Annotated in this window: 21 protein-coding genes; 15 read left to right on the top strand and 6 right to left on the bottom strand. The window is 75.0% G+C overall.

What is annotated here, in order from left to right; all coding sequences use genetic code 11:
- The first annotated feature begins 8 nt into the window (after positions 1 to 8).
- Together SROS_RS16950 and SROS_RS16945 are read left to right on the top strand one after the other, a co-directional pair.
- On the top strand, positions 9 to 1,037 hold the full coding sequence (locus SROS_RS16950; protein ID WP_012890172.1) for an NAD(P)-dependent alcohol dehydrogenase: 1,029 nt from the start codon (positions 9 to 11) through the stop codon (positions 1,035 to 1,037).
- Between the two features lie 175 nt (positions 1,038 to 1,212).
- The gene (locus tag SROS_RS16945) at positions 1,213 to 2,325 is read left to right on the top strand and encodes an ABC transporter ATP-binding protein (RefSeq protein ID WP_012890170.1); all 1,113 of its coding nucleotides are present in this window, start codon (positions 1,213 to 1,215) and stop codon (positions 2,323 to 2,325) included.
- 39 nt (positions 2,326 to 2,364) lie between these two features.
- Here the strand turns inward: SROS_RS16945 and SROS_RS16940 are convergent, their stop codons facing one another.
- Complete coding sequence (locus tag SROS_RS16940) at positions 2,365 to 3,519, bottom strand: methyltransferase (protein WP_012890169.1); 1,155 nt, start codon at positions 3,517 to 3,519, stop codon at positions 2,365 to 2,367.
- A gap of 202 nt (positions 3,520 to 3,721) precedes the next feature.
- Here SROS_RS16940 and SROS_RS16935 point away from each other — a divergent pair, with 202 nt between their 5' ends.
- Entirely contained in the window at positions 3,722 to 4,378 is a 657-nt protein-coding gene (locus SROS_RS16935; protein WP_012890168.1) for a hypothetical protein, read from the top strand.
- Positions 4,379 to 4,437: 59 nt separating this feature from the next.
- Here SROS_RS16935 and SROS_RS16930 read toward each other — a convergent pair whose 3' ends face one another.
- The gene (locus SROS_RS16930) at positions 4,438 to 5,706 is read right to left on the bottom strand and encodes an aminotransferase class V-fold PLP-dependent enzyme (RefSeq protein WP_043652186.1); all 1,269 of its coding nucleotides are present in this window, start codon (positions 5,704 to 5,706) and stop codon (positions 4,438 to 4,440) included.
- A gap of 36 nt (positions 5,707 to 5,742) precedes the next feature.
- Positions 5,743 to 6,519 (bottom strand): glycerophosphodiester phosphodiesterase, encoded by a 777-nt coding sequence (locus SROS_RS46010; RefSeq protein ID WP_169369310.1) that lies wholly within the window; start codon positions 6,517 to 6,519, stop codon positions 5,743 to 5,745.
- An 834-nt stretch (positions 6,520 to 7,353) separates the two neighbouring features.
- Between SROS_RS46010 and SROS_RS16920 the strand changes: the two genes are divergently transcribed.
- From SROS_RS16920 to SROS_RS16905, 4 genes are all read left to right on the top strand, one after another.
- Positions 7,354 to 7,911: a hypothetical protein gene (locus SROS_RS16920; RefSeq protein ID WP_052316958.1), complete on the top strand. Its 558-nt coding sequence runs from the start codon at positions 7,354 to 7,356 to the stop codon at positions 7,909 to 7,911.
- 373 nt (positions 7,912 to 8,284) lie between these two features.
- Positions 8,285 to 8,983 carry a metal ABC transporter ATP-binding protein gene (locus SROS_RS16915; RefSeq protein WP_012890163.1) on the top strand — a complete coding sequence of 233 codons (699 nt, stop codon included), beginning with the start codon at positions 8,285 to 8,287 and terminating at the stop codon, positions 8,981 to 8,983.
- Complete coding sequence (locus SROS_RS16910; RefSeq protein ID WP_012890162.1) at positions 8,980 to 9,795, top strand: metal ABC transporter permease; 816 nt, start codon at positions 8,980 to 8,982, stop codon at positions 9,793 to 9,795. Before SROS_RS16915 ends, SROS_RS16910 begins: the two co-directional genes overlap by 4 nt.
- Positions 9,792 to 10,580 carry a metal ABC transporter solute-binding protein, Zn/Mn family gene (locus SROS_RS16905; protein WP_012890161.1) on the top strand — a complete coding sequence of 263 codons (789 nt, stop codon included), beginning with the start codon at positions 9,792 to 9,794 and terminating at the stop codon, positions 10,578 to 10,580. The genes SROS_RS16910 and SROS_RS16905 overlap by 4 nt, the downstream gene beginning before the upstream one ends.
- 87 nt (positions 10,581 to 10,667) lie before the next feature.
- On the opposite strand, the gene SROS_RS52150 is transcribed toward SROS_RS16905, so the two are convergent.
- On the bottom strand, positions 10,668 to 12,884 hold the full coding sequence (locus SROS_RS52150; RefSeq protein ID WP_012890160.1) for an MFS transporter: 2,217 nt from the start codon (positions 12,882 to 12,884) through the stop codon (positions 10,668 to 10,670).
- Positions 12,885 to 13,148: 264 nt separating this feature from the next.
- Between SROS_RS52150 and SROS_RS16890 the strand changes: the two genes are divergently transcribed.
- From SROS_RS16890 to SROS_RS16880, 3 genes are all read left to right on the top strand, one after another.
- Positions 13,149 to 13,751: a sigma-70 family RNA polymerase sigma factor gene (locus SROS_RS16890; RefSeq protein ID WP_012890159.1), complete on the top strand. Its 603-nt coding sequence runs from the start codon at positions 13,149 to 13,151 to the stop codon at positions 13,749 to 13,751.
- A 102-nt stretch (positions 13,752 to 13,853) separates the two neighbouring features.
- Positions 13,854 to 14,300 carry a MarR family winged helix-turn-helix transcriptional regulator gene (locus tag SROS_RS16885; protein WP_012890158.1) on the top strand — a complete coding sequence of 149 codons (447 nt, stop codon included), beginning with the start codon at positions 13,854 to 13,856 and terminating at the stop codon, positions 14,298 to 14,300.
- 116 nt (positions 14,301 to 14,416) lie between these two features.
- The gene (locus SROS_RS16880) at positions 14,417 to 14,905 is read left to right on the top strand and encodes a hypothetical protein (protein ID WP_012890157.1); all 489 of its coding nucleotides are present in this window, start codon (positions 14,417 to 14,419) and stop codon (positions 14,903 to 14,905) included.
- Positions 14,906 to 15,046: 141 nt separating this feature from the next.
- Here the strand turns inward: SROS_RS16880 and SROS_RS16875 are convergent, their stop codons facing one another.
- Entirely contained in the window at positions 15,047 to 16,675 is a 1,629-nt protein-coding gene (locus tag SROS_RS16875; RefSeq protein ID WP_012890156.1) for a class I adenylate-forming enzyme family protein, read from the bottom strand.
- Positions 16,672 to 18,447, bottom strand: coding sequence for a CoA transferase (locus SROS_RS16870; RefSeq protein ID WP_012890155.1), 1,776 nt, complete (start codon positions 18,445 to 18,447; stop codon positions 16,672 to 16,674). Before SROS_RS16870 ends, SROS_RS16875 begins: the two co-directional genes overlap by 4 nt.
- Positions 18,448 to 18,584: 137 nt before the next feature.
- Between SROS_RS16870 and SROS_RS16865 the strand changes: the two genes are divergently transcribed.
- The 5 genes from SROS_RS16865 (at position 18,585) to SROS_RS16845 (ending at position 25,812) form a co-directional block, all read left to right on the top strand.
- Complete coding sequence (locus SROS_RS16865; RefSeq protein ID WP_012890154.1) at positions 18,585 to 19,784, top strand: acyl-CoA dehydrogenase family protein; 1,200 nt, start codon at positions 18,585 to 18,587, stop codon at positions 19,782 to 19,784.
- Between the two features lie 183 nt (positions 19,785 to 19,967).
- A complete protein-coding gene (locus SROS_RS16860; RefSeq protein WP_012890153.1) occupies positions 19,968 to 20,885 on the top strand; it encodes a siderophore-interacting protein in 918 nt (305 codons plus the stop codon).
- Positions 20,886 to 21,014: 129 nt separating this feature from the next.
- Entirely contained in the window at positions 21,015 to 22,703 is a 1,689-nt protein-coding gene (locus SROS_RS16855; protein ID WP_218919855.1) for an ABC transporter ATP-binding protein, read from the top strand.
- Positions 22,700 to 24,742 (top strand): ABC transporter ATP-binding protein, encoded by a 2,043-nt coding sequence (locus tag SROS_RS16850; protein ID WP_245564658.1) that lies wholly within the window; start codon positions 22,700 to 22,702, stop codon positions 24,740 to 24,742. Before SROS_RS16855 ends, SROS_RS16850 begins: the two co-directional genes overlap by 4 nt.
- The gene (locus tag SROS_RS16845; protein ID WP_012890150.1) at positions 24,742 to 25,812 is read left to right on the top strand and encodes an iron-siderophore ABC transporter substrate-binding protein; all 1,071 of its coding nucleotides are present in this window, start codon (positions 24,742 to 24,744) and stop codon (positions 25,810 to 25,812) included. Before SROS_RS16850 ends, SROS_RS16845 begins: the two co-directional genes overlap by 1 nt.
- Positions 25,813 to 25,830 lie beyond the last annotated feature (18 nt).

The following is a 25,830-nucleotide window of genomic DNA, read 5'->3' as shown; positions in this document are numbered from 1 at the left end:
AAGAGGACATGACAGAGCGCACGATGCGCGCAGCCGTACTGCACGGCGTGGGCAAGATCACGCTGGAGGAGCGGCCCCTGCCCGAGCCCGGCCCGCGTGAGGTGCTCGTGCGGGTCGCGTCGGTCGGGACGTGCGGTTCCGACGTGCACTACTACGAGCACGGGCGGATCGGCGACTTCGTGGTGGAGTCCCCGCTGGTGCTCGGCCACGAGCCGTCCGGGACCGTGGCCGCCGCCGGGCCCGGGGCCGGCCGTCACCAGCCGGGGCAGCGCGTCTCGCTGGAGCCGGGGGTGCCCGACTTCACCTGCCCGTACTGCCGGGCCGGCCGGTACAACCTCTGCCCGCGGATGCGCTTCTTCGGCACCCCTCCGGTCGACGGCGCCTTCTGCGAGTACGTCGTCACGCACGAGGAGTTCGCCCACCCCGTCCCGGACGTCCTGTCCGATGACGCGGCCGCCCTGATCGAACCGCTGTCGGTGGGCGTGTGGGCCTGCCGGAAGGCGCGGGCCGGGCCGGGCAGCCGCGTGCTCGTCACCGGCGCCGGCCCGGTCGGCCTGCTCTGCCTTCAGGCCGCGAGGGCTTTCGGCGCCACCGACATCATGATCACCGACGTCAACCCCACGCGGCTCGAACTGGCCCGCGACCTGGGGGCGAGCGTGACCCTCGACGTGCGCGAGAACCGGCTGGCCGACGCCGCGTTCGACCCCGATGTGCTGCTCGAATGCTCGGGGCATCCCGCCGCCGTCGGGGAGGCCGTCCGCGCGGTGGGACGGGCCGGGCGGGTCGTCCTCATCGGCATGGGCGGGGACGAGATCCCGCTGCCGCTGTCCCACGTGCAGACGCGCGAGATCGAGGTGACGGGCACGTTCCGCTACGCCAACACCTGGCCGGCCGCGATCGCGCTGGCCGCCTCGGGACGCGTCCGGCTGGACGCCCTGGTCACCGGCCACTACGGCCTGGCCGAGGTCGAGCGGGCGCTGACGGCCGGCACCCGCGATCCCGGGCTGGTCAAGGCAGTCGTCCGGCCGCAGGAGTGATCGCATGGCACGGGTCCGGACGGCGACCGCCGGCCACGGGGGGCGGCGGCGGTCGGTGCCCGCCCGCCGGCGTCCCGGTCCGGCCTTCCCCGGCTTCCCCGGCGGCCTCGTGAAACGACCGCGTGAAGTGACCTGGTGAAGTGACCTCGTGAAGTGAACGCTTAAGGAGCGACCGATGGCCAGAGTCCTCTACGACGAGGCGACCCGCGTCTATCCCGGATCCGAACGGCCCGCGGTGGACGCCCTCGACCTCGACATCACCGACGGCGAATTCCTGGTCCTCGTCGGCCCGTCGGGCTGCGGGAAATCCACCTCCCTGCGCATGCTCGCCGGGCTTGAGAGAGTCGACGGCGGGCACATCGCCATCGGCGAGCGTGACGTCACCCACCTGCCGCCGCGCGACCGGGACATCGCGATGGTGTTCCAGAACTACGCGCTCTACCCGCACATGTCGGTGGCCGACAACATGGGCTTCGCCCTGCGGGTGACCAAGGTCCCCAAGGACGAGCGCGACCGCCGGGTCCGCGAGGCCGCCCGCCTGCTGGACCTGGAGGAGTTCCTCGACCGCAGGCCCAAGGCGCTCTCCGGCGGGCAGCGGCAGCGCGTGGCCATGGGCCGGGCGATCGTGCGCGAGCCGAAGGTGTTCCTCATGGACGAGCCGCTGTCCAACCTGGACGCCAAGCTGCGGGTGCAGACCCGCACCCAGATCGCCGACCTGCAGCGCCGGCTCGGGGTGACGACGGTCTACGTGACCCACGACCAGGTGGAGGCCATGACGATGGGCGACCGGGTCGCCGTGCTCAAGGACGGGGTCCTCCAGCAGGTCGACACGCCGCTGCGCCTCTACCAGCATCCGGCCAACGTCTTCGTCGCCGGCTTCATCGGCTCCCCGTCGATGAACCTGGCCGAGTTCCGCGTCGAGGGCGAGGAGGCGGTCCTCGCCGGGACGCGGGTACGGCTGACCCGCGAGACGCTCGGAGCGCTCAAGGCGGAGGGCAGCGACCGCGTCATCCTGGGCTTCCGGCCCGAGGCCCTGGACGTGGTCGGCGAGAGCAAGGACTACAGGACCTTCCCGGTCACCGTCACCGTCGTCGAGGAGCTCGGCTCGGACGCCTTCCTCTACGGCCAGTACGCCGACAGGACCTATCCGGAGCTGCTCGAACAGACCGTCATCGCCCGGGTCGACCCCAACGCGCCGCCCGCCAAGGGCGACCAGGTCCGGCTGCGGATCATGCCGGGCAAGGAGCGGCTCTTCTCCGCGATCACCGGCGAGCGGCTGCCCGCCTGAGCGCCGCCCTGCCGGCCGGTACGGACGGGAGCGGGGCGATCAGCTTCTGACGGCCCGCAGGATGACGAACTTCGGGTCGCTCGTGACGACCTCGCAGTTACCGAAGATCCGGCGCAGTTTCACGTGGTAGCCGAGGTGCCGGTTGCCGATCACCCACAGTTCGCCGCCACGGCGTAGCGCGGCGCGCGACCCGGTGAACATGCGCCAGGCCGTCGCGTCGGTCGTCGCCTGGTGGGTGTGGAACGGCGGGTTGTTCAGCACCAGGTCCACCGTCCCGGCCGGTACACCGGACAGGCCGTCACCCACCACGAACCGCGCCGTGGTGCCCGCGCCGGCGTTCGCCCGGAACGTGGCCTCCGCAGAGGCCACCGCCTGGTAGGACTCGTCGATGAACATCACCTCGGCCTCGGGGTTGGCCAGCGCCGCGGCCACTCCGACCACCCCGTTGCCGCAGCCCAGGTCCACGACGCGCTCGGGGCCCCGGCGGCGGGGGAGGTTCCGCAGGAGGAAGCGGGTGCCGATGTCGAGGCGGTCGGCGCAGAAGATGCCCGCGTGGTTGGTGACGGTCAGGCCCGAGGCCGTTCCGATGCCGGTGGGCAGCGCGTAGCTCCGCGGCCACGGGCTGGCGCCCCGGAGGGGCTGAGGGGCCGGCGAGCAGAAGATGAGCCGTGCCTTCCTGGCCGCCAGCGACGTCCGGGTCGGCCCGAGGATCCGCTCGAACAGCTTCAGGGTCGAGGTGTGGATCTCGGCGACCATCCCCGTGCCGATGACGACGGTGCCCGTGTGGACGCGGGGTGCGAGCCGGTGCAGCTGGTCCTCCAGGAGCGCGAGGCTCTTGGGCACCCGGATCAGCAGCACGTCGATCCGGTCCGGCGGCGTGTCCCTGGTCGACAGCAGCCGCACCATGTCCGCGTCGGCCCCGTTGCGCTTCAGGTTGCCCCGGGTCGCCTCCTGGGTGAGGAAGGAGTCGGTGATCTGCGCGGGGCGGTGATCGGCCAGCGCGGTGACCAGGGCACCCCATCGGTCGCCCACCACGACCACGGTGCCCGACAGGTCCGTCGGCTCACCGTCGATTCCGTCCAGGTGCCGCAGCAGGTATTCGTCGGCGGCGTCCCAGGCGCGGAGCAGGTCACGGGGATCATCGGGAAAGCGGGCGAGGTCGAACTCACCCCTTGACGTCGTCAAACGGTTCATCGTGCCCTCAGGCTAGCCGAATCCCCCAGGCCACCGGGCATCCCGGGGTGCGGCGGCGCCGGCCGCGCGGGCGGACGGGGGCGGCGCCCGCGAGGGGGCCGGGCCGCGGGCCGTACCGGAACATCCACCGGAGACGGCCGGCGGGTTCCCGGCCCGCCCCTCGGAGGACCCGGCTCCCGGCGTCCGCGATACGGTTCCCCCCATGTCCCGATCAGCCGAAGCCGTACCGCCCCCCTCCCCTGTGACCGCGGACGACCTCGACCGGGCCGTCCGGCTCGCCGTCGGCGCCCTCCGGGAGGCGCCCCCGGAGGCGTGGGACGAAAAGGCCGGCTCGCTGGAGTGGGGCTGCTGGGAGACCGTCGAGCATCTCAGCGACGACCTCTTCGCGTACGCCGCCCAGCTGGGCCTCAGGACACCGCCCCTGGACCGCGAAGTGCCCTTCGTGTGGGAGAGCCGCAGGCCCGGAGGTCCCCGGAACGCCATCCACGCGGACCGCGCGGCGGGGCCGGCCGGGCTGTTGCAGGTGCTGGAGGCGAGCGGCGCGCTGCTGGTCGCCATGGTGCGCACGACGCCGTCGCGGGTCCGCGTTCACCACGTCTTCGGGGCGTCGGACCCGGAGGGCTTCGCCGCGATGGGGATCGTGGAGACCCTGGTGCACACCCACGATCTGGCCGGAGGGCTCGGGCTCGCCTGGACCCCGCCCGCCGATCTGTGCTCGCGGGTGCTCGCCCGGCTGTTCCCGGACGCCCCGACGGACACCGACCCCTGGACGGCCCTGTTGTGGGCCACCGGCCGCGCCGAGCTTCCCGGGCACCCGCGTCTCACCACATGGCGCTGGTACGGCGCGCCCCGGTCGTAGATCTCCCGGTGCCGCGGCCGGGGGCCCCGCCGGTTCCGTCGTGGTCGGGCCGTGCGGCGTCACCCCGCGTGCGCCGCGCGGCTCCGTTCGACGATGAACGGGACGCCGCGCTCGACGAAGTCCTCGAAGTCCTCCGCCGTGTTGTACACGTGCGTGGAGAGCCGCAGGAACCCCTGACCTCCCCACGAGGTGATGGCGGTCTCGATGCCGAGCCGTACGGCGATGTCGTGCCGCAGCCCGTGGGCGGCCTCCGGGTCCGCCGCCACGCCGCGCGGCAGGCGGACGAGACGCAGGCCGCCGACGGGCTCGCCGACCTGCGCCGACGCGTCCGTGCCGGTCAGCCCGGACAGCGCCTCGGTGACGATGGCCTGCGCGTAGTCGCCGAGCTCCGCGATGTAGCGCCGCGCCGTGTCCCAGCCGTAGTGCTCCTCGACGGTGGCGAACGCGACCGGCGCGGCCAGATAGGAGGTCACGTCGATGGTCCCCTGCTGGTCGAAGCGCGCCGGAAACGGTTCCGGAGCGGCCCACGAGTCGATGAGCGGGTGCAGGGACCGCGCGTGCGGTCCCGAAGCGACGAGGGCCGCCGTTCCACGCGGCGCGCACGCGAACTTGTGCAGGTTGCCGACCCAGAAATCGGCGTCGATACCGGCCAGCGGGTCCGCGACGAGACCGGGCGCGTGCGCGGCGTCGACGAGCACGGGGATGCCGAGACGGCGGCCGTGGGCGGCGACGCGCCCGGCCGGCAACCGGCGGGCGGTCGCGGAGGTGACATGGTCGATGACGACGAGGGCGACATCGTCCGCCATCTCGGCGGCGACCGCCGCGAACGCCTCGTCGTCGGTGGCGTCGAGGGGGATGCGCACGGTGGTCACGGAGCCGTCCCACCGGCGGGCAAGCCGTCCGGCCCCCATCAGGACCGCGCCATAGCCGTGGTCGGTCGTCACGATCCGCATCCCCCGCCACGCCGGCACGCTGTCGAACACCACGCTCGCACCGCCGCTGGCGTTGGGGACGAGGGCCGTCGCGTCGGGGCTCGCGCCGAGGTAGGCGGCGATCTCCGCGCGCGCGGCGCCGACGCGGCCCACCACGCCCGTGAACCATGCGCAGGGGTTCGCGTCCATGATCGTCCGGTACTCGCGTTGCGCGCGCTGAGCGGCGAGCGGAACGGCCCCGAACGATCCGTGATTGAGGTGCCGGACGGCCGGGTCGAGCGACCAGTCGGAGAGGGCGGGCTCACCGGACGGCGCGAGCAGCGGATCCGGGCGGGAGATGCCGCCGGAACGGGCCGGACCGTCCGGTTCCGCGAGCGGCGACACCGGCGACTTCATGCCATCGATCATGCCAGGTCCCGCAGGTCCGCGTCCTCACGGCTGACACGCCTCCCGGGCCCACGCCAGATAGGCGGACGTCTCATTCGTGATGACGCGGTCCACTCCGTAGTCCGCCAGGCGCCGCCACGCGCTCTCGTCGTCGGGCGTCCAGGCGTAGACGGCCATGCCGTGATCACGGTATTCGCGGGTCAGCGCCTCGCTCAGGTTGTCGTACCTGACGCCGGTGAAGGAGAACTTCCCGGCGAGCGAGAGCGGCGGCGCGGTCTTGGACAGCAGGCCCTTGCGGGCGGGGATGGACCTGACCGCCTCCAGGGCCGAAGGGGAGAACGACATCAGGCTCGCCCACCGGTGGGCGCCGTACCGGTCGTAGGCGTCCTCCAGGGAGCGCAGGTCCCGGGCGTCCGGGACCTCCTTGAGCTCGACCAGCACTTCCACGGCTCCGCCCTGGACGAGCTCCAGGACTTCCGCCAGAGCCGGCGGGCTCTGGCCGTCCGCGGTGCGCAGCTCGCGGAACCGCGCCAGCGTCATGCCGGAGACCCGGCCCGTGCCCGAGGTGGTCCGGTCGACCGTGGCGTCGTGCATCAGCACCGGCTGGTGATCTTCGGTGAAACGCACGTCGAGCTCGATCCGCTCGGAGCCCGCCGCGAGCGCCCGCTCGAACGCCCTGACGGTGTTCTCCGTGCCCCCGGCCCAGTAGCCCCGATGGGACACCAGACCCGGTGTCCAACATGTCGCCGGAGCCGTCCGGGCGAGACCGGGGGCTTCCCCCACCCCGCCCACGACCAGGGCCGACAGCAGCGAGACCCTCACCGCCGCCCGCACGATCCGCGGCCATCGTGCCAGGGCTCCCCCGGCCCTCCCGGACCGGCGCGCCGGCATCCGGCCGGGATGTCCGGGCGCCGGACTCCACGCGCCGCCCACCTGGGGGTGCCGGCGCCCGGCCGGCGGCATCGGCCGGGGGCCGGGAGCGGGCCGCCTCACGGCTACTTCCCGGCCGCTTTCCGCGGATACGTGACGGAGGCCCGGACGGGTCCGCCACCGGAGGCGACCGCCACCCGGCCCTCGGTGGACCGGCGCGACCCGGCGGGGCGCCCGCCGGCCGGCAGGACCGCGCTTCGCTTTCGGATCATGACCTCTCCCCACGGTCCGCACCCTGCCCGCCGGGCCCGCGCCCGCCGGACGGTCAAGCCCCGGCGCCCGGCCCGCGACGCATACGCAGAGTAGATAATCGATTACTCCACGTGCAAGCACCTGGGCGGCCGTTCAGGTGCCGGCCGTCACGGCCGGGGCGGGCCGCACGCCGGCCCGGCGCCTCCGGGACGGCGTCTCCGGGCCACCGGCGGGGGCCGGCGCTCACCGCTGGACATGGCAGGCCGGCGCCTGGCCCCGGCGGCCGGTCACCGCGTGCGCGAGCCCGTCGCCACCGTCAACCCCCTGATCCCGCCGGCCGGTCCCTGCCGGAACCCCTAATCCCGTGAGGGCGGGCGCCCTCGGCGGCCTCCGGCCTGGCCCCGCCCCGGCCCCTGTGACCAGGCTCTCCGCCCCGGTCCACCGGTTCTCCGGGGGAGCGGGGCACCCCGCCGGGCCGAAGGACACCGGACAGTGGTCTTCTCGCCGGGCGGCGCGGCTGAAAGGATGGCGTCCGTGACCCCGATGGCGTCGGCGCTCCGCCTGCCACGAGCACTCGTCTTCGCGACGCTGTGCCTCGTGGTCTCCGGCGGCGGCCACGTCCTGGCCGGCGGAGCACCGATCCCCGTGCCGCTTGCCGTCCTCGGCGCGCTGATCGCCTTCTGCCCGGCCTACGCCCTCAACGGACGCGAGCGCGGCCTGGAGAGTGTGCTCCCCGCGACCGTCGCCACGCAGATCCTGCTGCACGAGCTGTTCACCCGCGCCGCACCCGCGCCCCACACGGCCCCCCTCGCCGATCACGGCCATCCAGGCGCCGGCATGACAGTGATCCATCTGGTGGTGGCACTGCTGACCGGCTGGTGGCTGCACCGCGGCGAGAGCGCGCTCTGGCTCATGATCCGCCTGTACGGCACGCGGATGCCCGTGATCCGGCTGCTGCTCGTCACCGCCATCGGTACGGCACCGCCCGCCTGGCAGGCCGCGCCGGCATCCGACGTCCGCCCCTACGGCGGCTGGGACGTCTCCCCCACCCTCCGCAGGCGCGGCCCGCCCCTGTCGCAGGGCGCCGGCTGAAGGGACCCGGAAGGTCCCGCGGCCGGCGCGCCCTGTGACCAGGCGCTCCTCCCCCTGCGCGGAAGCGTCTTCCCGGCCGTGCCGGGCCACGCCTCCGCCGTGGCCCGGCGGTCCCCTCCGGAGTCCGAGATGACGGAGTCCGAGATGACACACGTGCCGCGCTCCGCCCGCGAATTCACCGTGACCGGCCCCGACAGCACGGAGTAACCCCCGCCCCGGAGATCCTCCGGCGCGCGCTGCTCCGCCACGCGGTGAGCCGTCGCGGACCGCCGCCTGATCCTCCAGTACCGGCAGGTCTTCCCCTGCCGCTTTCCGGGTGGACCCGCTCCGCCCGGCTGTCGCCGTACCCCCAATCCCCGGCCGGAGTATGCCCATGCCCGTTCCCCTCCCCGACCCTCCGGTGAGCACCGATCCGGTGGCCGCCACCGCTCCCCCCGTGAGCGCCGCCGGCCTGCGCCTGTCGGCCGTGAGCTGCCGGCACGGCCGGCTCCTCGCGGTGGACGGGGTCGACCTGACGCTCGCTCCCGGTGAACACCTCGCGATCACCGGCACCAACGGCTCCGGCAAGAGCACGCTGCTGCGCGCGGTCCTCGGCCTGCACCGCCGGACGAGCGGGCTGATCGAGGTCGCGGGCCGGCAGGCGCGCGGGCCGGCCGACTGGGCCCGCCGCCGGGCGGAGGTCGCCTGGATCCCGCAGCGCCAGGCGGCCGGACGCTTCCCGCTGCTGGTACGCGAGCTGCTGGACAGCGGCCGCCACCCAGGACGGGCCCTTGCCGCGGCCGAGGAGCTCGGGGTAGCCGACCTGCTGGAACGCCCGCTCGGCACCCTGTCGGGCGGGCAGCTGCAGCGGGCCTACCTGGCGCGGGCGCTGGGGCAGGTCGCGGCCGGAGCGGGGCTGGTCCTGGCCGACGAGCCGACCGCGGCGCTGGACTTCGCCGGGCAGGAGCAGGTGGCGGCGGTGCTGGCCGCTCTGCCGGTGAGCGTGGTGGTGGTCACCCATGACCGGGTGGTCGCCCAGGTCTGCGGGCGGGTGGCCGAGATGGCCGCCGGGCGGTTGCGGGAGGTCCGGTGAACTCGATCTGGACGCTGCTGGAACTCCCCTCCGTCCGGCTGGCCCTGCTGGCGCTGCTGCTCGGCTCGGTGGCACTGCCGATCGTCGGGGCGTTCATCGTGGGGCTGGACATCATGCCGGTCCGGTTCGCGATGATGCACCTCGCGCTGCTGGGCATCGCGATCGGCCTGCTCACCGGGCTGGATCCGCTGCTGTGCGCGCTGGTGCTGTGCGCTCTGACCGGCGGCGCGCTCACACCGCTGGCCCGCAGCAGCGCGGGGCTGTCGGGTGCGATGGGCCTGCTGATGTCGCTGGCCGTCGCGGCGGCGCTGCTGGTGCTGTCGATCTCCGGGGTGAACGCCAACGGCGCCTTCGAGCTGCTGTGGGGGTCGATCCTGGCCACCCGCCCCGGAGACGTGGCCGCGCTGGCCGCGCTGGCGGTGATCGTCCCGGTCCTGTACGGCCTGCGCCGCAAGGACCTGGCCCTGCTCCTGCACGACCGGGAGCTGGCCGTCTGCTCGGGGGTGGCGGTGGAGCGGCTCACGCTGGTCCTGCTGGTGGTGATCGCGGTGGCGATCGCCTCGGCCATCCGGCTGACCGGGGCGCTGCTGGTCGACGCGCTCACCCTGCTGCCCGCCCTGGCCGCCCGCCGGGTCGGCCGGTCGCTGTCGGCGATGGTCGGCTGGTCGGTCGCCTTCGGGCTGGTCTTCAACCTGGGCGGTTTCCTCCTCGCCCTGCTCTTCGACTTTCCCCCCGGTCCGGTGCTGGTGCTGGTCGGCGGGGTCTGCACGCTTCTTCTCCACTCGATCCCGGAAAGGGTTCTCGCGAAATGATCACAATGCGCCGGCTCCGTCTCACGGCCGTGGCCGTCATCACCACCGTGGCCATGGCCGCCTGCGGAGACGCCGGGGATGGCACCTCCGCGGCCCCCTCGCCGACGGCGAAGGGCCCGAAGGTGGTCGCCGCCTCCACCTGGGAGGCGGGATTCGCCAGGGCCGCGGGCGCGACCGACATCACGGTGATCGTGCCGCCCGGCGTGCAGCACGCCTCCGACTACGATCCCAAGCCCTCCGACCTGGCCAAGGTCGCCGAGGCCGACGTGGTGCTGTACGCCGCCTTCCAGGGCTTCGCCGGCAAGCTCAAGGAGGCCGCCGGGTCCGGGGCCAAGCTGATCGAGGTGTCGCTGGACAACTCTCCCGGCACGGTCAAGGCCGAGGTCTCCCGGCTGGGCGGCGAGTTCGGCACCGCCGAGGCGGCCAGGGCGTGGACCGCGGCCTTCGACATCGAGTACGCCGCGCTGAAGGAGAAGGTCACCGGCGCCACCAGGGGCACCGCACCGGTGATCGTCTCGCAGGCGTTCGTCGCCTGGGCCGCCGACCTGGCCGGTGCCCGGCCCGCCGGGGTGTACGGCCCGCAGCCGCCCACCGCCGGTCAGATCGCCGGGCTGGCCGCCAAGAAGCCCCGGCTGGTGCTGGACAACTCGGCCATGCCCGGCGGGGACGCCCTCGCCAACGTGGGGGCCGAGCGCGTGGTCATCGACAACTTCCCCGGCCGGGAGCTGGACCTGATCGCCATGTACAGGTCCAACGCCGACGCCCTCGCCGCCGCCCTCGGCTGACCGGTCTCGCGGGGCGGCCGTCCGGGCCGCCCCGCCCTCTCGCAGGAGGAACACCCGTGGACATCCCCGTCGCCCCGGCCACGGTGCTCAGCAGGCGAAAGGAGCGATCGCCCCGGTGAGGACCGCAAGGCCCACGGCCAGGAAGAAGTCACCCCACACCAGCTCGTGGCGGGTGGCGGTGCCGTGTTCCAGGTCGTAGCAGCCGTCCAGCAGGCAGCCGCCGCGCAGGTGCTCCGCGACCAGCTCGCGGAGCACGGCGGCGGCCCGGTCCCGCAGCCGGGCAGTTCCTTCGCGATCGGCCCGCGCGGCCAGCTTGAGGGCGGCGACGGCCTCGATCGCGGCGGCCGAGGTGTCCGGCGGGCCGCCGGGGCGTGCGAGGGGGACGGCGGGCGCGTGCGCGGCGAACCGGGCCGCCACCTGGGGATGTGCGAGCAGCGCCCGCCGCAGGTCGCCGTCACCGGTGCCGGTGTCGGCGACCGCCAGCGACAGCCAGGCCGCCGTGCGGCTCCAGCCGGGCGGTGGCGTGGGGTGGGGTTCCCAGGTGCCGTCCGGCAGGGCCCGCCAGGCGGGGCGGAGTCGCCGCCCGCCCGCCGTCAGAGCGAACTGCAGGTCGAGCTGGGTCCGGGCGGCCGCGGCTCCGCCGGTGCCCGCCAGGCGCAGGAGCTGTGTGAGGCCGGGCAGGCCGTCGACGCGCGCCAGCTCCCGGGGGCCGCCGAACGCGCCGCCCCAGGGCACCAGCCCGAGCTCGGGGGCGTAGGCGTCCAGGCACGCACGGGCCGCGCGCTGCCGCAGCGTCGCCGCCGGGTCGTCCCCCTCCACCGCGCCGAACGCGGTGCCGTACCAGAAGATGAGGCCCCGGGTGCCGGTGTCGGCCCGGATCCACGGGTCGAGCGAGGCGGTACGGCTGATCGCGGCGGCCCGGTCGGCCGGATCACCGCTCATGATCGCTCGCAGCCGGAGCAGGCCCGCCCAGAAACCACCGGTCCATGATCCGCGGGCGGTGGTCGTCCAGCGGCCGGAGGCGGGGTCCGCGTACAGCGGCCACCGCCCTCCCATATCCGCCTCGACCGCCCCGGCCCGCTCCAGAAGCTCGGCCAGCGCCTTCTCCGCCCAGCTCATCGGGGTGCCCCGGCGCGGAGTCGGAGCGGCGCCGCGACGGCGGCCGCGACGGCGAACTCCGCGGCCACCAGCCCCCAGCCCGGCCCGTATCCCCCGGTCTCGGCGAGGATCCCGAACAGCGGCGGCCCGGCGGCGAACCCGGCGAAGAACCCCGCCGAGACGAGCGCGGAGTCCCGGCCGGCGCTGCGGGGGGTCGGCGCGTTTGATCACCGCGAGCATGGTGACCGCGTTGCTCGCGACGGCGAAGGCGCCGACGGCCGCCGCGCCCACCCAGACCAGGAAGGGGGCCCACGAGGCCGCGCCGAGCAGCAGGGCCGCTCCGCAGGCTCCCGCCGCGAGAGGAAGGAGAACCCCTTCGGCCCGGTCGTGGCGGTCCGCCCGCCGCGACCAGCCGACCCGGCCCGCGACCCCGGCAAGACCCAGGACCGCGACCGGCCAGGCCGCCACGACCGGCCCCAGCCCCAGCCGCTCGGCGCCGAACAGCGCGAGATAGGTGTTCACCGCTGCGATCCCGCAGCCGAGCAGGAAGGAGAACAGCGCCAGCCGGCCGACGCGGGCGCGCGGCATGTCCGAGGGCGGCGGGGCCGCGGCGGTGGAGTCGGCCGGCAGCACGCGGACGGCCCAGCACGCGATGAGGGCGGCGGTCACGGCGGCCGTCCACACCGCGCCGCGCCATCCCGTCCACGCGGCGAGCGCCGCCAGCGGCAGTCCCGCCGCGAAGGCGCCGAGCTGCACTCCGGACTGCTTCCAGCCGGTGACCGCTCCCCGCCTGCCCGGTCCGACCGTGGTCAGGATGACCTTGTTGGTGGCGGGGTTGGCCAGGGCCTGCGGGAGGCCGCCCAGCGCCACCGCCGCCAGCAGCGCCGGCGTGCCCGGGGCGGAGCCGATCAGTGCCAGTGCCACCGCGGCCAGCAGCAGCAGAGCGACCAGGCAACGGCGGGCCCCCAGCCGATCCACCCAGCGGCCGGCGGTGAGCGACAGGAGCGCGGCGACGCCGAATCCGGCGGTCGTGGTCAGGCCGATCGCGGTGCGGGAGACGCCCGCCTCCCCGACCAGGCGGGGACCGAGCGCGCCGATCAGGAAGAGCTGGAGCATCGACACGCCCATGGCCGTGGTGAGCAGGACGGCGACCCGTCGCTCCCGGCCCCGGCCGCTCGCAGGACGTACCGGTCGTTCCAGCCGCATCGCCATCTCCTTCCGCCGGCGGGGTCCACCCGACAACCGCGCTTCAGACAGTCGCTCCCGGGCCTGCCGGGGTTCCCGCCGGAGCGGGCCGGATGATGCGCCCCGTCGCGGACGCCATCCCTCCGCCCTCCGCGCTCCGGCCCCGTGGCCCGCCCTTTCCCGGCGCCCGGCCTCCCGTTCACCTGCCTCCTCGACCGGCCCGTCAGGGACCACGCCCCCCGAACCGTGTATCCGTTCTGCCCTGCGACGCAAGGAACGATCATCATGAGTTCTGTCATGCGCGACCACCGCGCCCCCCACCATGACGCCACCGCCGCACGCTCAGACGATCATCTGACGGTGCTCGCCCTGGCCGCGCGCGGAGGAGCGCCCGCGGACGTCGAGGCCTTCACCCGCGCGGTGTACGCCGACGTACGCCGATTCATCGCCTACCTGGCCGGGAGTCACTCGGCGGAGGACCTCACCCAGGAGACGTTCCTGCGCGTTCTGGGGAGCCTGCCCAGGTTCGCCGGCCGGTCGTCGGCCCGCACCTGGCTGCTGTCCATCGCCCGGCGGGTCGTCGTCGACCGGTTCCGTTCGGCGGCCGCTCGCCCGGTCGTCGCCGATCTCTCCGACTGGCAGGCCGCCGCCGAGCGATGCCAGCCCCGCGGGCTGCCGGGGCGCGAGGACGGCGTGGCCCTGGCCGACCTGCTGGCCAAGGTGCCGCGCGAACGGCGGGAGGCCTTCGTGCTCACCCAGCTCGTGGGCCTGCCGTACGCCGAGGCCGCCGCGATGATCGGATGCCCGATCGGCACGGTGCGCTCCCGGGTGGCGCGAGCCCGCAGCCAGCTGATCGAATCGCTGGAGGCCGCCGACCGGGCCGCCTAGCCGTACCCGGCCGGCAGGTCCGTGACACGGCGCGGCTGAGGCTCGGGAGGGAGTCACCGTCCACGTCGCCGCAGCTGGTGGGTGGTGCGGGAGACTTGGGCGGTGACAATCGAGAACCCCCGTCCAGGTCCGCCGGAGACCAGCCCTTCCATCGTGCTGCTCACGCTGGCGCACCGGATCGAGGCCGAGCTCGGCACCGCCCTCACACCGCTCGGGCTGACGGTCAGCAGGCTCGGCCTGCTCGGGCACATCGCCGGCGTGCCCGGCGCCTCGTTCAGCGACCTGGCGCGGATGTCCGGGATCACCGTCCAGAGCGTCCATACGGCGGTGAAGGCGCTGTCCGGCGCCGGGCTCGTCCGTGACAACACCGCCCGCGCCGGGTCCGCCTCGGCCATCGAGATCACGTCCGAGGGCGCGCGTCTCATGCGGGAGGCGATGAAGGCCGTGGCCGGGGTCGACGAGCGGTTGTTCGGCCCGGACGCCGACCCGATCCAGCGTCAGGTCGCCGACGCCGTACGCGCCGCGTTCGGGGGCCCTCCCCGGCCCTGACCTGGCGCGCGAGCCGCCCCGGACGGCAGGGGCCCCACGCCTCCACCGCAACCTTCAGGCAGACTGAAGCACCTGCTAAGCTTCAGCCTGCCTGAAGGTTGTCGATAGGAGAACCCGTGGAAGATCTGTTGCTGTCGATTCACGTGCTCGCCGGCATCGTGTTCGTCGGAGGCTCGGCCGTCGCGACGAGCCTGTTCCCCCGCTACGCCCCGGTCACCACGAGTGTCACGGTGAGCCCGGCCGCCCCGGGGGCGCCCGTCGACGCGCGGCCGGAACCCCCGGGAGACCGCAACCGGGCCGTGGCCGTCGCGCTGCACCGCATCACCCGCGGCTACGGCGTCCTCGGCGCCGTCGTGCCCGTCGCGGGGATCATCCTGGCCCTCGTCCAGGGCCGGATGGGGGAGCTCTGGATCACCCTCTCCATGGTCCTCACAGCGGTCGCGGGCGGGTTGCTCGCCCTGCACATCTGCCCGGGTCAGCGCGACGCCCTCGCCGGCCCCGACGACGGCGGGCGGCTACGCGCCCTGAGCATGGCCGCCGGAATCTACAACCTGCTGTGGGCGATCGTCGTGGTGCTCATGATCACCCGCCCGGGATCCCACTGAGCGCCATCCCCGCGCGCGAGCCGGACGGCGCCGGCCTCACGGAACCCCGGGCCCGTCACACGGCGACCCGGTGCGGTGCACCTCCAGGTGTGAGGGGGCAGGGGTCCCCCGGGCCGGAGCCGCCCTCCGGCCCGGGGGAGGTCACGCCGATCCGCGCCGCCCGCCGAGCAGCAGGTCGCGGAGCGCGTCCCGGTCCGGCTTGCCCGCCGGGGTCAGCGGCAGCTCCTCCACCAGCAGCAGGTGCTCGGGGTGCTTGCTCCGCTCCAGCCCCTGCCGGAGCAGGTGGGCGGTGAGGACGGCGAGATCGGGGGCGTGGCCGGGGCGCGGCACCACGCAGGCCGCCAGCCGCTCTCCCATCACCCGGTCGGGCACGCCCAGGCACACCGCCTCGCGCACCCCGGGGTGGGTCGCCAGCGCGTGCTCCACCTCGGCCAGGCTGATGTTGGCGCCGCCGCGGATGACGACCCGCTTGAGCCTGCCGACCAGGCGCAGCCGCCCGTCGGCGTCGATCACCCCCAGGTCGCCGGTGCGGACCCAGCCGTCCGCGGTGCGGTAGCGCCGGTTCAGTTCCGGCGCGCCGACGTAGCACATCGGGGTCATCGGGCCGCGTGCGATGATCTCGCCGAACTCATTCCCGTCCGGGGCGGGGGCGATGCGGATCTCCGCCACCCGGGGGTCCGGCAGGCCCACCACGACCCCGGGACCGCGATCGCCCACCGGGGGCGGACGGAACCCGCTGTGGCAGTTCACCCCGTCGGCCGAGCCGTACAGGTTGACGACCGGGCAGCCGAACACCCCGCCCGCCTCGGCGGCCGTGGCCGCGTCCAGCTCCGCGCCGCCCAGCACCAGCGCGGTCATCGGCGGCATCGGTCCGGGCCTCGGCTGGTCGAGCATCATGCGGATCATGGTCGGTACGGCCAGCACGTGGGTGGGCCGGTGCTCGCCGATCGCGGCGAGCGCGCCCCGGGGCGAGAAGTGGTCGAGCAGGACCAGCGAGCCTCCGTGCCTGGCCAGGGTGACGGCGGTGCCGTTGCTGCCGAAGGCCGAGGCCAGCGGGACCAGGAACAGGCAGCGGGGCGGTTCCGCGCCGGCGATCAGCGTGGCCATGAAGTTGCCCCGTCCGCCCGCCAGCGCGTTGTGGGAGTAGGCGACCATCTTGGGCTCGGACTCCGAACCGGAGGAGACCAGGATGCGGGCCGCGCCGTCCGGGTCGGGCCGCGCCGGGACGAAGGCGCGGCCGTCGGCGGAGAGGACCTCGCTCCATGCCGCACTGCCCGCCGGAGGCTCCTGCGGACCGGCGGCCACGACGGCCCGCAGGCCGGGCAGTCGCTCGGCGGCGGCCACCAGCTCGCTCGCGTGCGCCGTCCCCCGGTGCTCGGTGGCCGCGATGACGGCCCGCGCGCCGGAGCGCCCCAGCAGGGAGACCGCCTCGGTGATGCCGCGCCCGACGGGGAAGGGCAGCGCCACGGCGCCGAGCGCGGCCAGGGCCAGGTCGGCGACGACCGCGTCCCGGCCGTTGGGCAGCTGGACGCCGACGACGTCGCCCTCGCAGACGCCGAGTCTCCGCAGTCCGGCCGCCGCGTCGCGGGCGAGGTGGTCCAGTTCGGCGTAGGTGAGCTCGCCCGCCGCGTCGATCACCGCGACCCGGCCGGGGGCCGCGAGGCGGTGGGTGCGGAACAGCGCGTACAGGTCGAGGTCGGGACAGGTGCCGTCGGCGGCCCACCCCCGTCTCAACGTGGCGGGGACCAGGTCGTCCAGGTGCAGGGTCATGCGAACCTCCAGGGAACGGGTACGGCCAGGGCCCCGTGCTCGTCACGGGTGAGGGCGGATGTGAAACGCGGATCCGAGGGAAGCCTGTCGAGGGCGGTCGTCACGGCGGTGGCCCGCAGCCCCCGGCGGCGCAGGGACGTAACGGCCTCGGCCGTGTCCAGGCCGGTCAGGGCGGCGGCGTTCGCCTGCTCGGCGCAGTCGTCGGCGACGGCCACCCAGCCGTCCGCCGTGGGCAGGGGCCTGCGGAATCCGGCCGGTCTGCGGGGATCGGCTCCGGCGGCGGCCCTGCGCAGCGCGGGCCCGGTGAGCGTCTCGGCCGCGCCCAGAAGCGAGGAGTCCACCCGCACGCCCCGCCCCTCACGCTCGCGCAGCAGGAGACCGGCGAGGATCGCCTCGGCGCCCAGCAGGCCGCCGAGAACGTCGAGCAGGGTCATCAGCGACGGCGCGGGCGGTTCACCGGCGGGCCGTACGGCCTCGCCCAGGCCGGTGCGGGCCTGGACCATGAAGTCGGTGCCCAGCGGGGCGTCGGCGAGCCGCCCGGCCCAGCCGCTGGTGTAGGCGTAGACCAGGCCGGGGTTGACCGCCGACAGGTCGCCGTCGTCCAGGCCGAGGCGCTCGGCGGTGCCCGGGGCCCAGTTGTGCACGAAGACGTCCGCGCCCCTGACGAGGTCGCGCAGCTCCGCCCGGCCGGCGGCCGACTTGATGTCGATCTCCACCGCGTGCTTGCCCCGGTTGAGCGCCAGCCAGCGGGCCGACAGGTCACCGCACGTGGGCGGCATGCCGCGCAGCGGGTCCCCGCCGGGCGGCTCGATCCGCACCACGTCCGCGCCGAGCAGGCCCAGGACGTAGGCGGCCAGCGGCGCCTGGATCCGCCGCCCGGCCTCCAGGACCGTGAGACCGGCCAGCGGGCGGGCGACCTCCGCGGACGGGGGCAGGAGCGGGGCCGGCAGTCCCGGCGACAGCCGCCATGGCTCCCGCGCGCGGGGCTCGGCCAGCCGGTCCCGGAGAGACCGGAGCGCGCAGAGCGACGCCCCGGACTCCTTCGCGGCCCGCCGTACGCTCTCCCAGTCCACCGCGTGAACCCGTGCGCGCAGTTCCTCGGGCAGCGGGGAGCAGGCGGTGGCGTAGCGGAACTGGAAGGACCGCCACGCGGAGCCGGCCAGGCGTCCGGCCACGCCGAGCGCCTGCCAGAACGCCACCCACACGGCCGGGTCCAGCGTCTCGACCTCGAAGCACACACCGTCGGCCGTGGTGAACGGCGGCCCGCCCGGGGCGAACGGCACCGCTTCGTCGTCCTCGGCGTCGGCGGCGGCCAGATACTGGCCGACCGAGAGCAGGCCGGCCAGGTCCACCCCGGTCCGTACGGTCTCGACGGCCGATCCCCGGGCACGGCCGATCAGCCCGGCCAGGAGTCCCTGAACGGCCAGCACGGCGCACGCCGTGGTCAGGTAGTCGACGGCCAGGCCGCGCGGCTCACCGCTGCGGCGGCCGTGGACGCAGGCCACACCGGTCGCGGCCTGCGCGGTGGCCTCGTCGGTCACCTCGTCGGCCGGGGCGACCGCGGCCCAGGCGATCGCGGCGGTGAGCGGGAGCCCGCCCGCGCCGGTGAGCGACACGGCGCCGGGGCCGTCCGAGGCCGCGGATCCGAGGCCGGCGGCCCCCAGGAGGGTGAGGTGGTGGGCGACGGTGGTGGTGAGGGCGGGTGACCCGGCCGTCCGCAGCCCGATGCCGGCGAGCGGATGCGCGGCTCGGGCGGTGGCGGGGTGTGCCATGGCTCTCCTCTCCCGCGGCGGTGGCCGCGAGTCATGCCTGACGCGGGCGGGAACTCGGGCGCGCGTCCACCCGACCTGTTCCACAGCAGGGAGTCGGATGGATTTTTCGCTCAGTTCCCGTCATGTCTGGAGTTGGAATGTCACAGCAGGCCGCCGTCATGACCGATGCCGAGCGCCTCGGCTGGGGCGCCCCCGCCTGCCCGCCTCACGTGGTCGAGCTGCGCGACCGGGTGGCCGCGTTCATCCGCGAGCGCGTGATGCCGCATGAGGCCGGGCTGGATGCGGGTGGCGGGAGCGCGCGGGCGCTCCTGGGACGGCTCAGGCGCGAAGCGCGGTCCGGGGGATTGTGGGGGCTGCCCCTCCCGGTCGAGCTGGGCGGCGCGGGCCTGTCTCTGGCGGAGTACGCCCACGTGGCGGAGGCGGAGGGGGCGAGCGACCACGGTCCGGGCGTGCTGGGCTCCACGGCGCTGCTGGACGTGCGGACCCTGGCCGGGCACGCCGTACCCGCCGTGCGGGAGCTGTACCTGCCCCGGATCGCCGACGGGCGGATGACCATGTGCAACGCGATGACCGAGCCGGACGCGCCCGGCTCCGACCCCGCTCTCACCGCCACGCGGGCGAGCAGGGCGGCCGACGGCTCGTGGACGGTCCACGACCGCAAGTGGTTCGTCACCGGGGCGGGCGACGCGGACCTCGCGGTGGTGCTCGCCCGCACCGGCGGCGCACCGCCCTCCACGAGCGGCCTGTCCCTGCTGCTCGTCCCCACCTCCTCGCCCGGCTTCCGGGTGGTCCGCGAGCTGCCGGTCCTGGGGGCGGGCGGGCAGTGGGAGATCGCCCTGGACGGGGTCACGATTCCGCCGGACCACCTGCTCGGCGAGCCCGGCCGGGGGCTGCGCGTGGTCGGCGAGCGGGTACGGCTCGGCCGGCTGCTGCGCTGCCTGCGCTGGCTCGGCCAGGCCGAGCGGGCCTTCACCCTGATGTGTGAGCGGGCACGTTCACGGCCGGCGGCCTCGGGACGGCTGGCCGACCTCCAGCTCGTCCAGCGGCTCGTCTTCGACGCGCTGCTGGCGATCAGGACCACCCGCCCGCTGGTGTTCGAGGCCGTCGCCCTCGCGGACGCCGGGCTGGACGCCCGCGTGGAGACGGGCCTGGCCAAGGTGGCCGCCGCCCGGATGCTGCAGCAGGTCGCCGACGCGGCCATCCAGGTGCACGGCGCGGCCGGGCTGGGACCAGACACCCCGCTGCCCGCGCTGTTCCGCACGGGGCGGATGGCCCGCCTGCTCGACGGCCCCGACGAGCTGCACGTCACCGCGGTGGCCCGGCGGATCCTCGGCTGAACGCCGGGCGCGGGGCATCCGGTCCCCCGCCTCCCGGCCCGTCGGCCCGCCCGCCGGCCCGCCCGCATCCGGGAGCGCCGACGCATATCCCCGGAGCAAAAGATAGGTTAGCCTAACTTTACCTTTGCCTCCGGCGGGGTGCCCGCAAGGGAAGTGCTCGCAAGGGAAAGGGAAGCCGAGACGATGATTGACCCCTACCGCATCTTCCACGTGCGGGTGAGCAGGCTGAGCCGGCTCAGCCCCACGTTCATGCGCGTGACCTTCACCGGGGACGATCTCGATCTGTTCGCCGACAACGGGCTGGACCAGCGCATCAAGCTCATCCTGCCGCTGCCCGAGCACGGGCTGGCCCCGCTGCCCGCCGACTCCGACTGGTACGCCCGCTGGCGCGAGCTCCCCGACGAGCTGCGCAACCCCGTGCGCACCTACACCGCGCGGGCGGTCCGGCCCGGCCTGCGCGAGGTGGACGTCGACATCGTCATGCACGAGCTGCACGACGACGCCGGCCCCGCCGCGCGCTGGGCCTGCGACGCACGGCCCGGCGACGAGGCCGCGCTGTTCGGCCCCGACGCCCGGCACGACGGGGACCACGGAGGGGCGGAGTTCCGCCTGCCCGCCGAGAACGGCCCCGTGCTGCTGGCCGGAGACGAGACCGCGGTGCCCGCGATCGCCGCGATCCTGGAGCGCATGCCCCGCCACTGCTCGGGCGAGGCGCTGCTGGAGGTACCGCACGAGGCCGACGTCCTGGACGTCGACGCGCCGAGCGGGCTGGCCGTCACCTGGCTGCCGCGCGACGGCTCCGGTCACGGCAGCCGGCTGGTGCCCGCCGTACGGGCCGCCGCCGGCCGGCTGCTGCCCTCCCTGCCCTCCTCCCGGCAGTTCACGGACGTGGATGTCGACGTGGAGGAGCTGTGGGAGGTGCCGGAGGAGGAAGAGGGACAGGAGGCGCCGGCGACCCGCCCCATGTACGCGTGGCTGGCCGGCGAGGCGGCCGTCATCAGGACGCTCCGCCGCCACCTGGTCGCCGAACGCGGGCTGGACCGGCGGTCGGTGGCGTTCATGGGCTACTGGCGGATGGGCCGTTCCGAGCAGTACGAGTGACGCCTCCCGCCGCCTCCCGTCACCGGCGGCCGGGGCGGCCACGCGCCGGCGGCAGGGGCTGGATCACGACCTTCAACTTAGACTAGCCTTACCTAAGTTTTACTCGGCTGCGCCGGAGGGGTGGTGGGCGTGTCAGGACCGTCGGGACGGAACGTTCTGGGGCGCGCGATCCGAGGACAGCGGCGCGACGTCGCCCTCGGATCCTTCCTGGGAGCCGGGCACCAGGCCGGGGAGGCGCTGGTGCCGGTCCTGATCGGCCTCGTGATCGACCAGGCCGTCGCCGCGTCCGACACGGGCGCGCTGCTGCGCTGGCTCGCGGTCCTCGCCGTGGTCTACGTGGGGCTGTCGTTCAGCTTCCGCTTCGGCGCCCGCGCCGGGGAACGGGCCGCCGAGCAGGCCGGTCACGCGCTACGCCTGGAGCTGGTGCGCCGCGTGCTGGACCCCCGCGGCGGGGCCGAGAACGGCCGGCTGCCCGGCGCCCTGACCATCATCGCGACCGAGGACGCCAAGCGTGTCGGCGCCGTGAACATGGCGCTGATGTCGGGGATGTCGGCGCTCGCGGGACTCCTGGTCGGCGCCGTGGTGCTGCTGCGGATCTCGGTGCCGCTCGGCCTGATCGTGCTGCTGGGAACGCCGGTGCTGCTCTGGCTCGGCCACCTGCTGAGCAAGCCGCTGGAGCGGCGCAGCGAGGCCGAGCAGGAGCGGGCCGCGCACGCGTCGGGCGTCGCCGCCGACCTGATAACGGGGCTGCGGGTGCTCAAGGGCATCGGCGCGGAGTCCGCGGCGGTCGCCCGCTACCGGCACACCAGCCGCGCGTCCCTGACGGCCACGCTGCGCGCGGCGCGCGCGGAATCCTGGCAGAGCGGCATGGTCCTCGCCCTGACCGGCGGCTTCATCGCCGTCGTCGCGCTGGTCGGCGGGCGGCTCGCCGCCCAGGGCGACATCAGCCTGGGCCAGCTCGTCTCGGCGGTCGGGCTCGCGCTGTTCCTGCTCGGACCGCTGGAGGTGTTCTCCTGGGTGAACGCCGAGCTCGCCCAGGGCCGGGCGTCGGCGGCGCGCATCGCCGGGGTCCTGGCGGCGCCGCCGGCCGTGACGGGCGGCGACCTGCCGCTGCCCCGACCGGTGCGGGGCGAGGTACGGCTGCGCGGCGTCAGCCACGGCGGGCTGCGCGAGGTCGACCTTGACGTCGCGCCCGGCGAGATGCTCGGCGTGGCCGCGACGGACCCGGCGGACGCGGCGGCCCTGCTGCGCTGCCTGAGCCGGCAGGCCGACCCCGACACCGGGGTCGTGGAGCTGGACGGCGTGACGATGTGCGACCTGGACCCGGCCGACCTCCGCATGGCGGTGCTGGTGGCCGAGCACGACGCGGACCTGTTCGAAGGCACCCTGCACGGCAACGTCGGCGCCGCCGCCCCCGGATCGGCCGATCCGGCGCGGGCGATGGCGGCGGCCGGGGCCGACGAGATCGCCCGGACGCTGCCGGAGGGCGGCGACACGGCGGTGAGCGAGCGCGGACGCTCGCTGTCCGGCGGGCAGCGCCAGCGCGTGGCCCTCGCCCGGGCCCTGGCCGCCGACCGGCCCGTGCTGGTGGTCCACGACCCGACCACCGCGGTCGACGCGGTCACCGAGTCCCGTATCGCCGCCGGCCTCCGCGAGATCCGCCGGGGCCGCACGACGATCCTGGTCACCACCAGCCCCGCGCTGCTCGCGGTCGCCGACCGGGTGGTCCTGCTCGACGACGGCCGGGTCGTCGACGAGGCCCCGCACGCCGAACTGGTACGGCGCCACGCCGCCTACCGGACGGCGGTGCTGACATGACCGGCGGACCCGTCACCGGGAGGGCAGAGGCGATGACCACGGCGGACCAGCAGGTGCCGGATCCGGGCGAGGGCGGCCCGGCGGACGCGACGGGGGGCGGGGAGGCGGACGCGCGGCGGACGCCGGAGGAGGGCCGCGAGCTGCTGCCCGTCGCGGCCCCCGCCCGGACCCGCGCCGCCGTCCGCGAACTGCTGCGCCCCCACCGGGGACTGGCGCTCGGCGGGTTCGCCGTGATGGTCGCGGCGACCGCCGTCGGGCTGCTCACGCAGCCGCTGCTGGGACGCATCGTCGACCTGGTCGCCGACCGGCACCCGGCCGGGGCGCTCACGCTGCCGGCGGCGCTCCTGGTGCTCGTCGCGCTCACGCAAGGAGGCGCCACCGCGCTCGGGCTGTCGCTGATCTCCCGCCTCGGCGAGACCGCGCTCGCGGAGCTGCGCGAGCGGTTCATCGAGCGGGCCCTGCGGCTGCCCCTGGAGCAGGTGGAGAAGGCCGGCTCGGGCGACCTCACCGCCCGGGTCACCGGCGACGTGTCGCAGGTGTCGGAGGCGATACGCACCGCCCTGCCCGAGCTGGCCCGCTCCCTGCTGGCCATCGTGCTGACCCTCGGGGCGCTGGCCGTACTCGACTGGCGGTTCCTGCTCGCGGCACTGCTCGCGGTGCCGGTCCAGGCGCACACCGCGCGCTGGTACGTACGCAACGCCGTGCCGCTCTACGCCCGGCAGCGCGTCGCCGCCGGAGCCCAGCAGCAGCAGCTGCTGGACACCATCGGCGGCGCCGCCACGGTGCGGGCGTTCCGGCTGGAGGCCGGGCACACCGAGCGGGTCACCCGCCGCTCCCTGTCGGCGGTGGAGCTGACGATGCGCGGGGTACGGCTGGTGCTGCGGTTCTACAGCCGCCTGCACCTGGCCGAGTACACCGGTCTGGCGGCGGTGCTGGTGGTCGGATTCCTCCTGGTGCGCGACGGGTCCGCCTCCATCGGCACCGCGACGGCGGCGGCACTGTACTTCCACAGCCTGTTCGGGCCGGTCAACTCCGCGCTCGTGCTGCTCGACGACGCCCAGTCGGCCGGCGCGAGCCTCTCCCGCCTGGTCGGGGTCGCCGACCAGGCGGAGCCGGAGCGGCAGGAGCAGGGGCGGCCGGAGCAGAGGCGGCCGGAGCAGAGGCGGCCGGAGCAGAGGCGGCCGGAGCAGGGGCGGCCGGAGCAGGGGCGGCCGGAGCAGGGGCGCGAACAGCAGCGGGAGCCCGGCGCCCCGCCGGAGGGAGCAGTGACGGTGTCCGGCCTCGGGCACGCCTACGAGCCCGGCCGGCCGGTGCTGCACGACGTGGACCTCACCCTCCGGCCCGGCGAACGCGTGGCCCTGGTCGGCGCCAGCGGCGCGGGGAAGACCACGCTCGCCAAAATCATCGCCGGCATCCACCACCCGACCACCGGCTCGGTACGGCTGGCCGTCTCCGAGCGGCACGGGGCCGGCCGCGCGGTGGCCCTGGTCACCCAGGAGGTGCACGTCTTCGCCGGGCCCCTCGCCGACGACCTGCGGCTGGCCCGGCCCGACGCCGGCGACGACGACCTGCGCGAGGCGCTCGCCCGCGTGGACGCGCTGGCCTGGGCCGAGGCGCTGCCCGACGGCCTGCGGACGATCGTGGGCGAAGGCGGCCACCGCCTCACCGCCGCGCAGACCCAGCAGCTCGCCCTCGCCCGGCTGGTCCTGGCCGACCTGCCGATCGCCGTGCTCGACGAGGCGACGGCCGAGGCGGGCAGCGCCGGGGCCCGCATGCTGGAGAAGGCCACCGAGCGGGCCGTCGAGGGCCGCACCGCCCTGGTCGTCGCCCACCGCCTCGCCCAGGCCGCGACCGCCGACCGCATCGTCGTCATGGACGGCGGCCGGGTCGTGGAGAGCGGCGGGCACGACGAGCTGCGCGCCGCCGGGGGACGGTACGCCGCCCTGTGGGGGGCGTGGTCGGAGATCCGCGACACCGCTCACCACCAATCCCCGCACCCGACGAATCCACCATCTGACGGAAAAATGAAGGACCCCTGATGATCCCCTCCCTGAAAGGCAGCCGTCTCGCCACGGCGCTCGCCTCCGCGCTGCTGCTCCTCGGCGCCGTCACCGCGTGCGGCTCCGGCTCCGGCACCACCGCCACCGCGCCCGCCGCCGACCCCGCCGCCGCGCCGAAGAGCGGCGCCTTCCCGGTCACGGTCGCGCACAAATTCGGCAACACCACCATCGCCTCCGAGCCCAAGCGGATCGTCACGGTCGGCCTGACCGACCAGGACGCCGTGCTGGCCCTCGGCAAGGTCCCCGTCGGCACCACCGACTGGCTCGGCGGCTACGCCGGCGCGATCGGCCCCTGGGCCACCGGCAAGCTCGGCGGCGCGGCCGCACCGGTCATGCTGACCGACACCGGCACCGGGCCCCAGGTGGAGAAGATCGCCGCGCTCGCGCCGGACCTGATCCTCGCCCTGTACTCGGGCCTCACCAAGGAGCAGTACGAGACCCTGTCGAAGCTGGCCCCGGTCGTGGCCCAGCCGAAGGAGTACAACGACTACGGCATCCCCTGGCAGCAGCAGACCCAGACCGTCGCCAAGGTCCTCGGCAAGGAGGCCGAGGGGACACGGCTCGTCGGGGACGTCGAGGCCGCCTTCGCGGCCGCGCAGAAGGAGCACCCGGAGTTCGCCGGGGCCGGCGTCGTGGTGGCCACGCCGTACGAGGGGTTCTTCGTCTACGGCAGCCAGGACTCGCGCTCGCGCACCCTCACCTCGCTCGGCTTCACGCTGCCGGCCGACCTCGACAAGGTCATCGGCGACCAGTTCGGCGCCAGCATCAGCAAGGAGCGCAGCGACCTGCTCGACGGGGACGCGATCGTGTGGACCGTGCCCGACACCGCCAAGGACCCGGCCACGCTGCACAAGGACGGCGTCTACAAGGATCTGAAGGTGGCCACGCAGGGTCGCGAGGTCTTCATCGGTGAGAGCAGCGACTACGGCAAGGCCTTCTCGTTCGTCACCGTGCTGAGCCTGCCGTACGTCCTGGACCGGCTCGTCCCGCAGCTCACGGCGGCCGTCGACGGCGACACCGCCACGGAGGTGAAGCAGCCGGAGTCCTGACCGGACGCGCCGCACACG

Source organism: Streptosporangium roseum DSM 43021 (assembly GCF_000024865.1).
Lineage (GTDB): Bacteria > Actinomycetota > Actinomycetes > Streptosporangiales > Streptosporangiaceae > Streptosporangium > Streptosporangium roseum.
The sequence above is the reverse complement of the archived record's forward strand: the minus strand, read 5'-3'. Positions and strand labels throughout refer to the sequence as shown.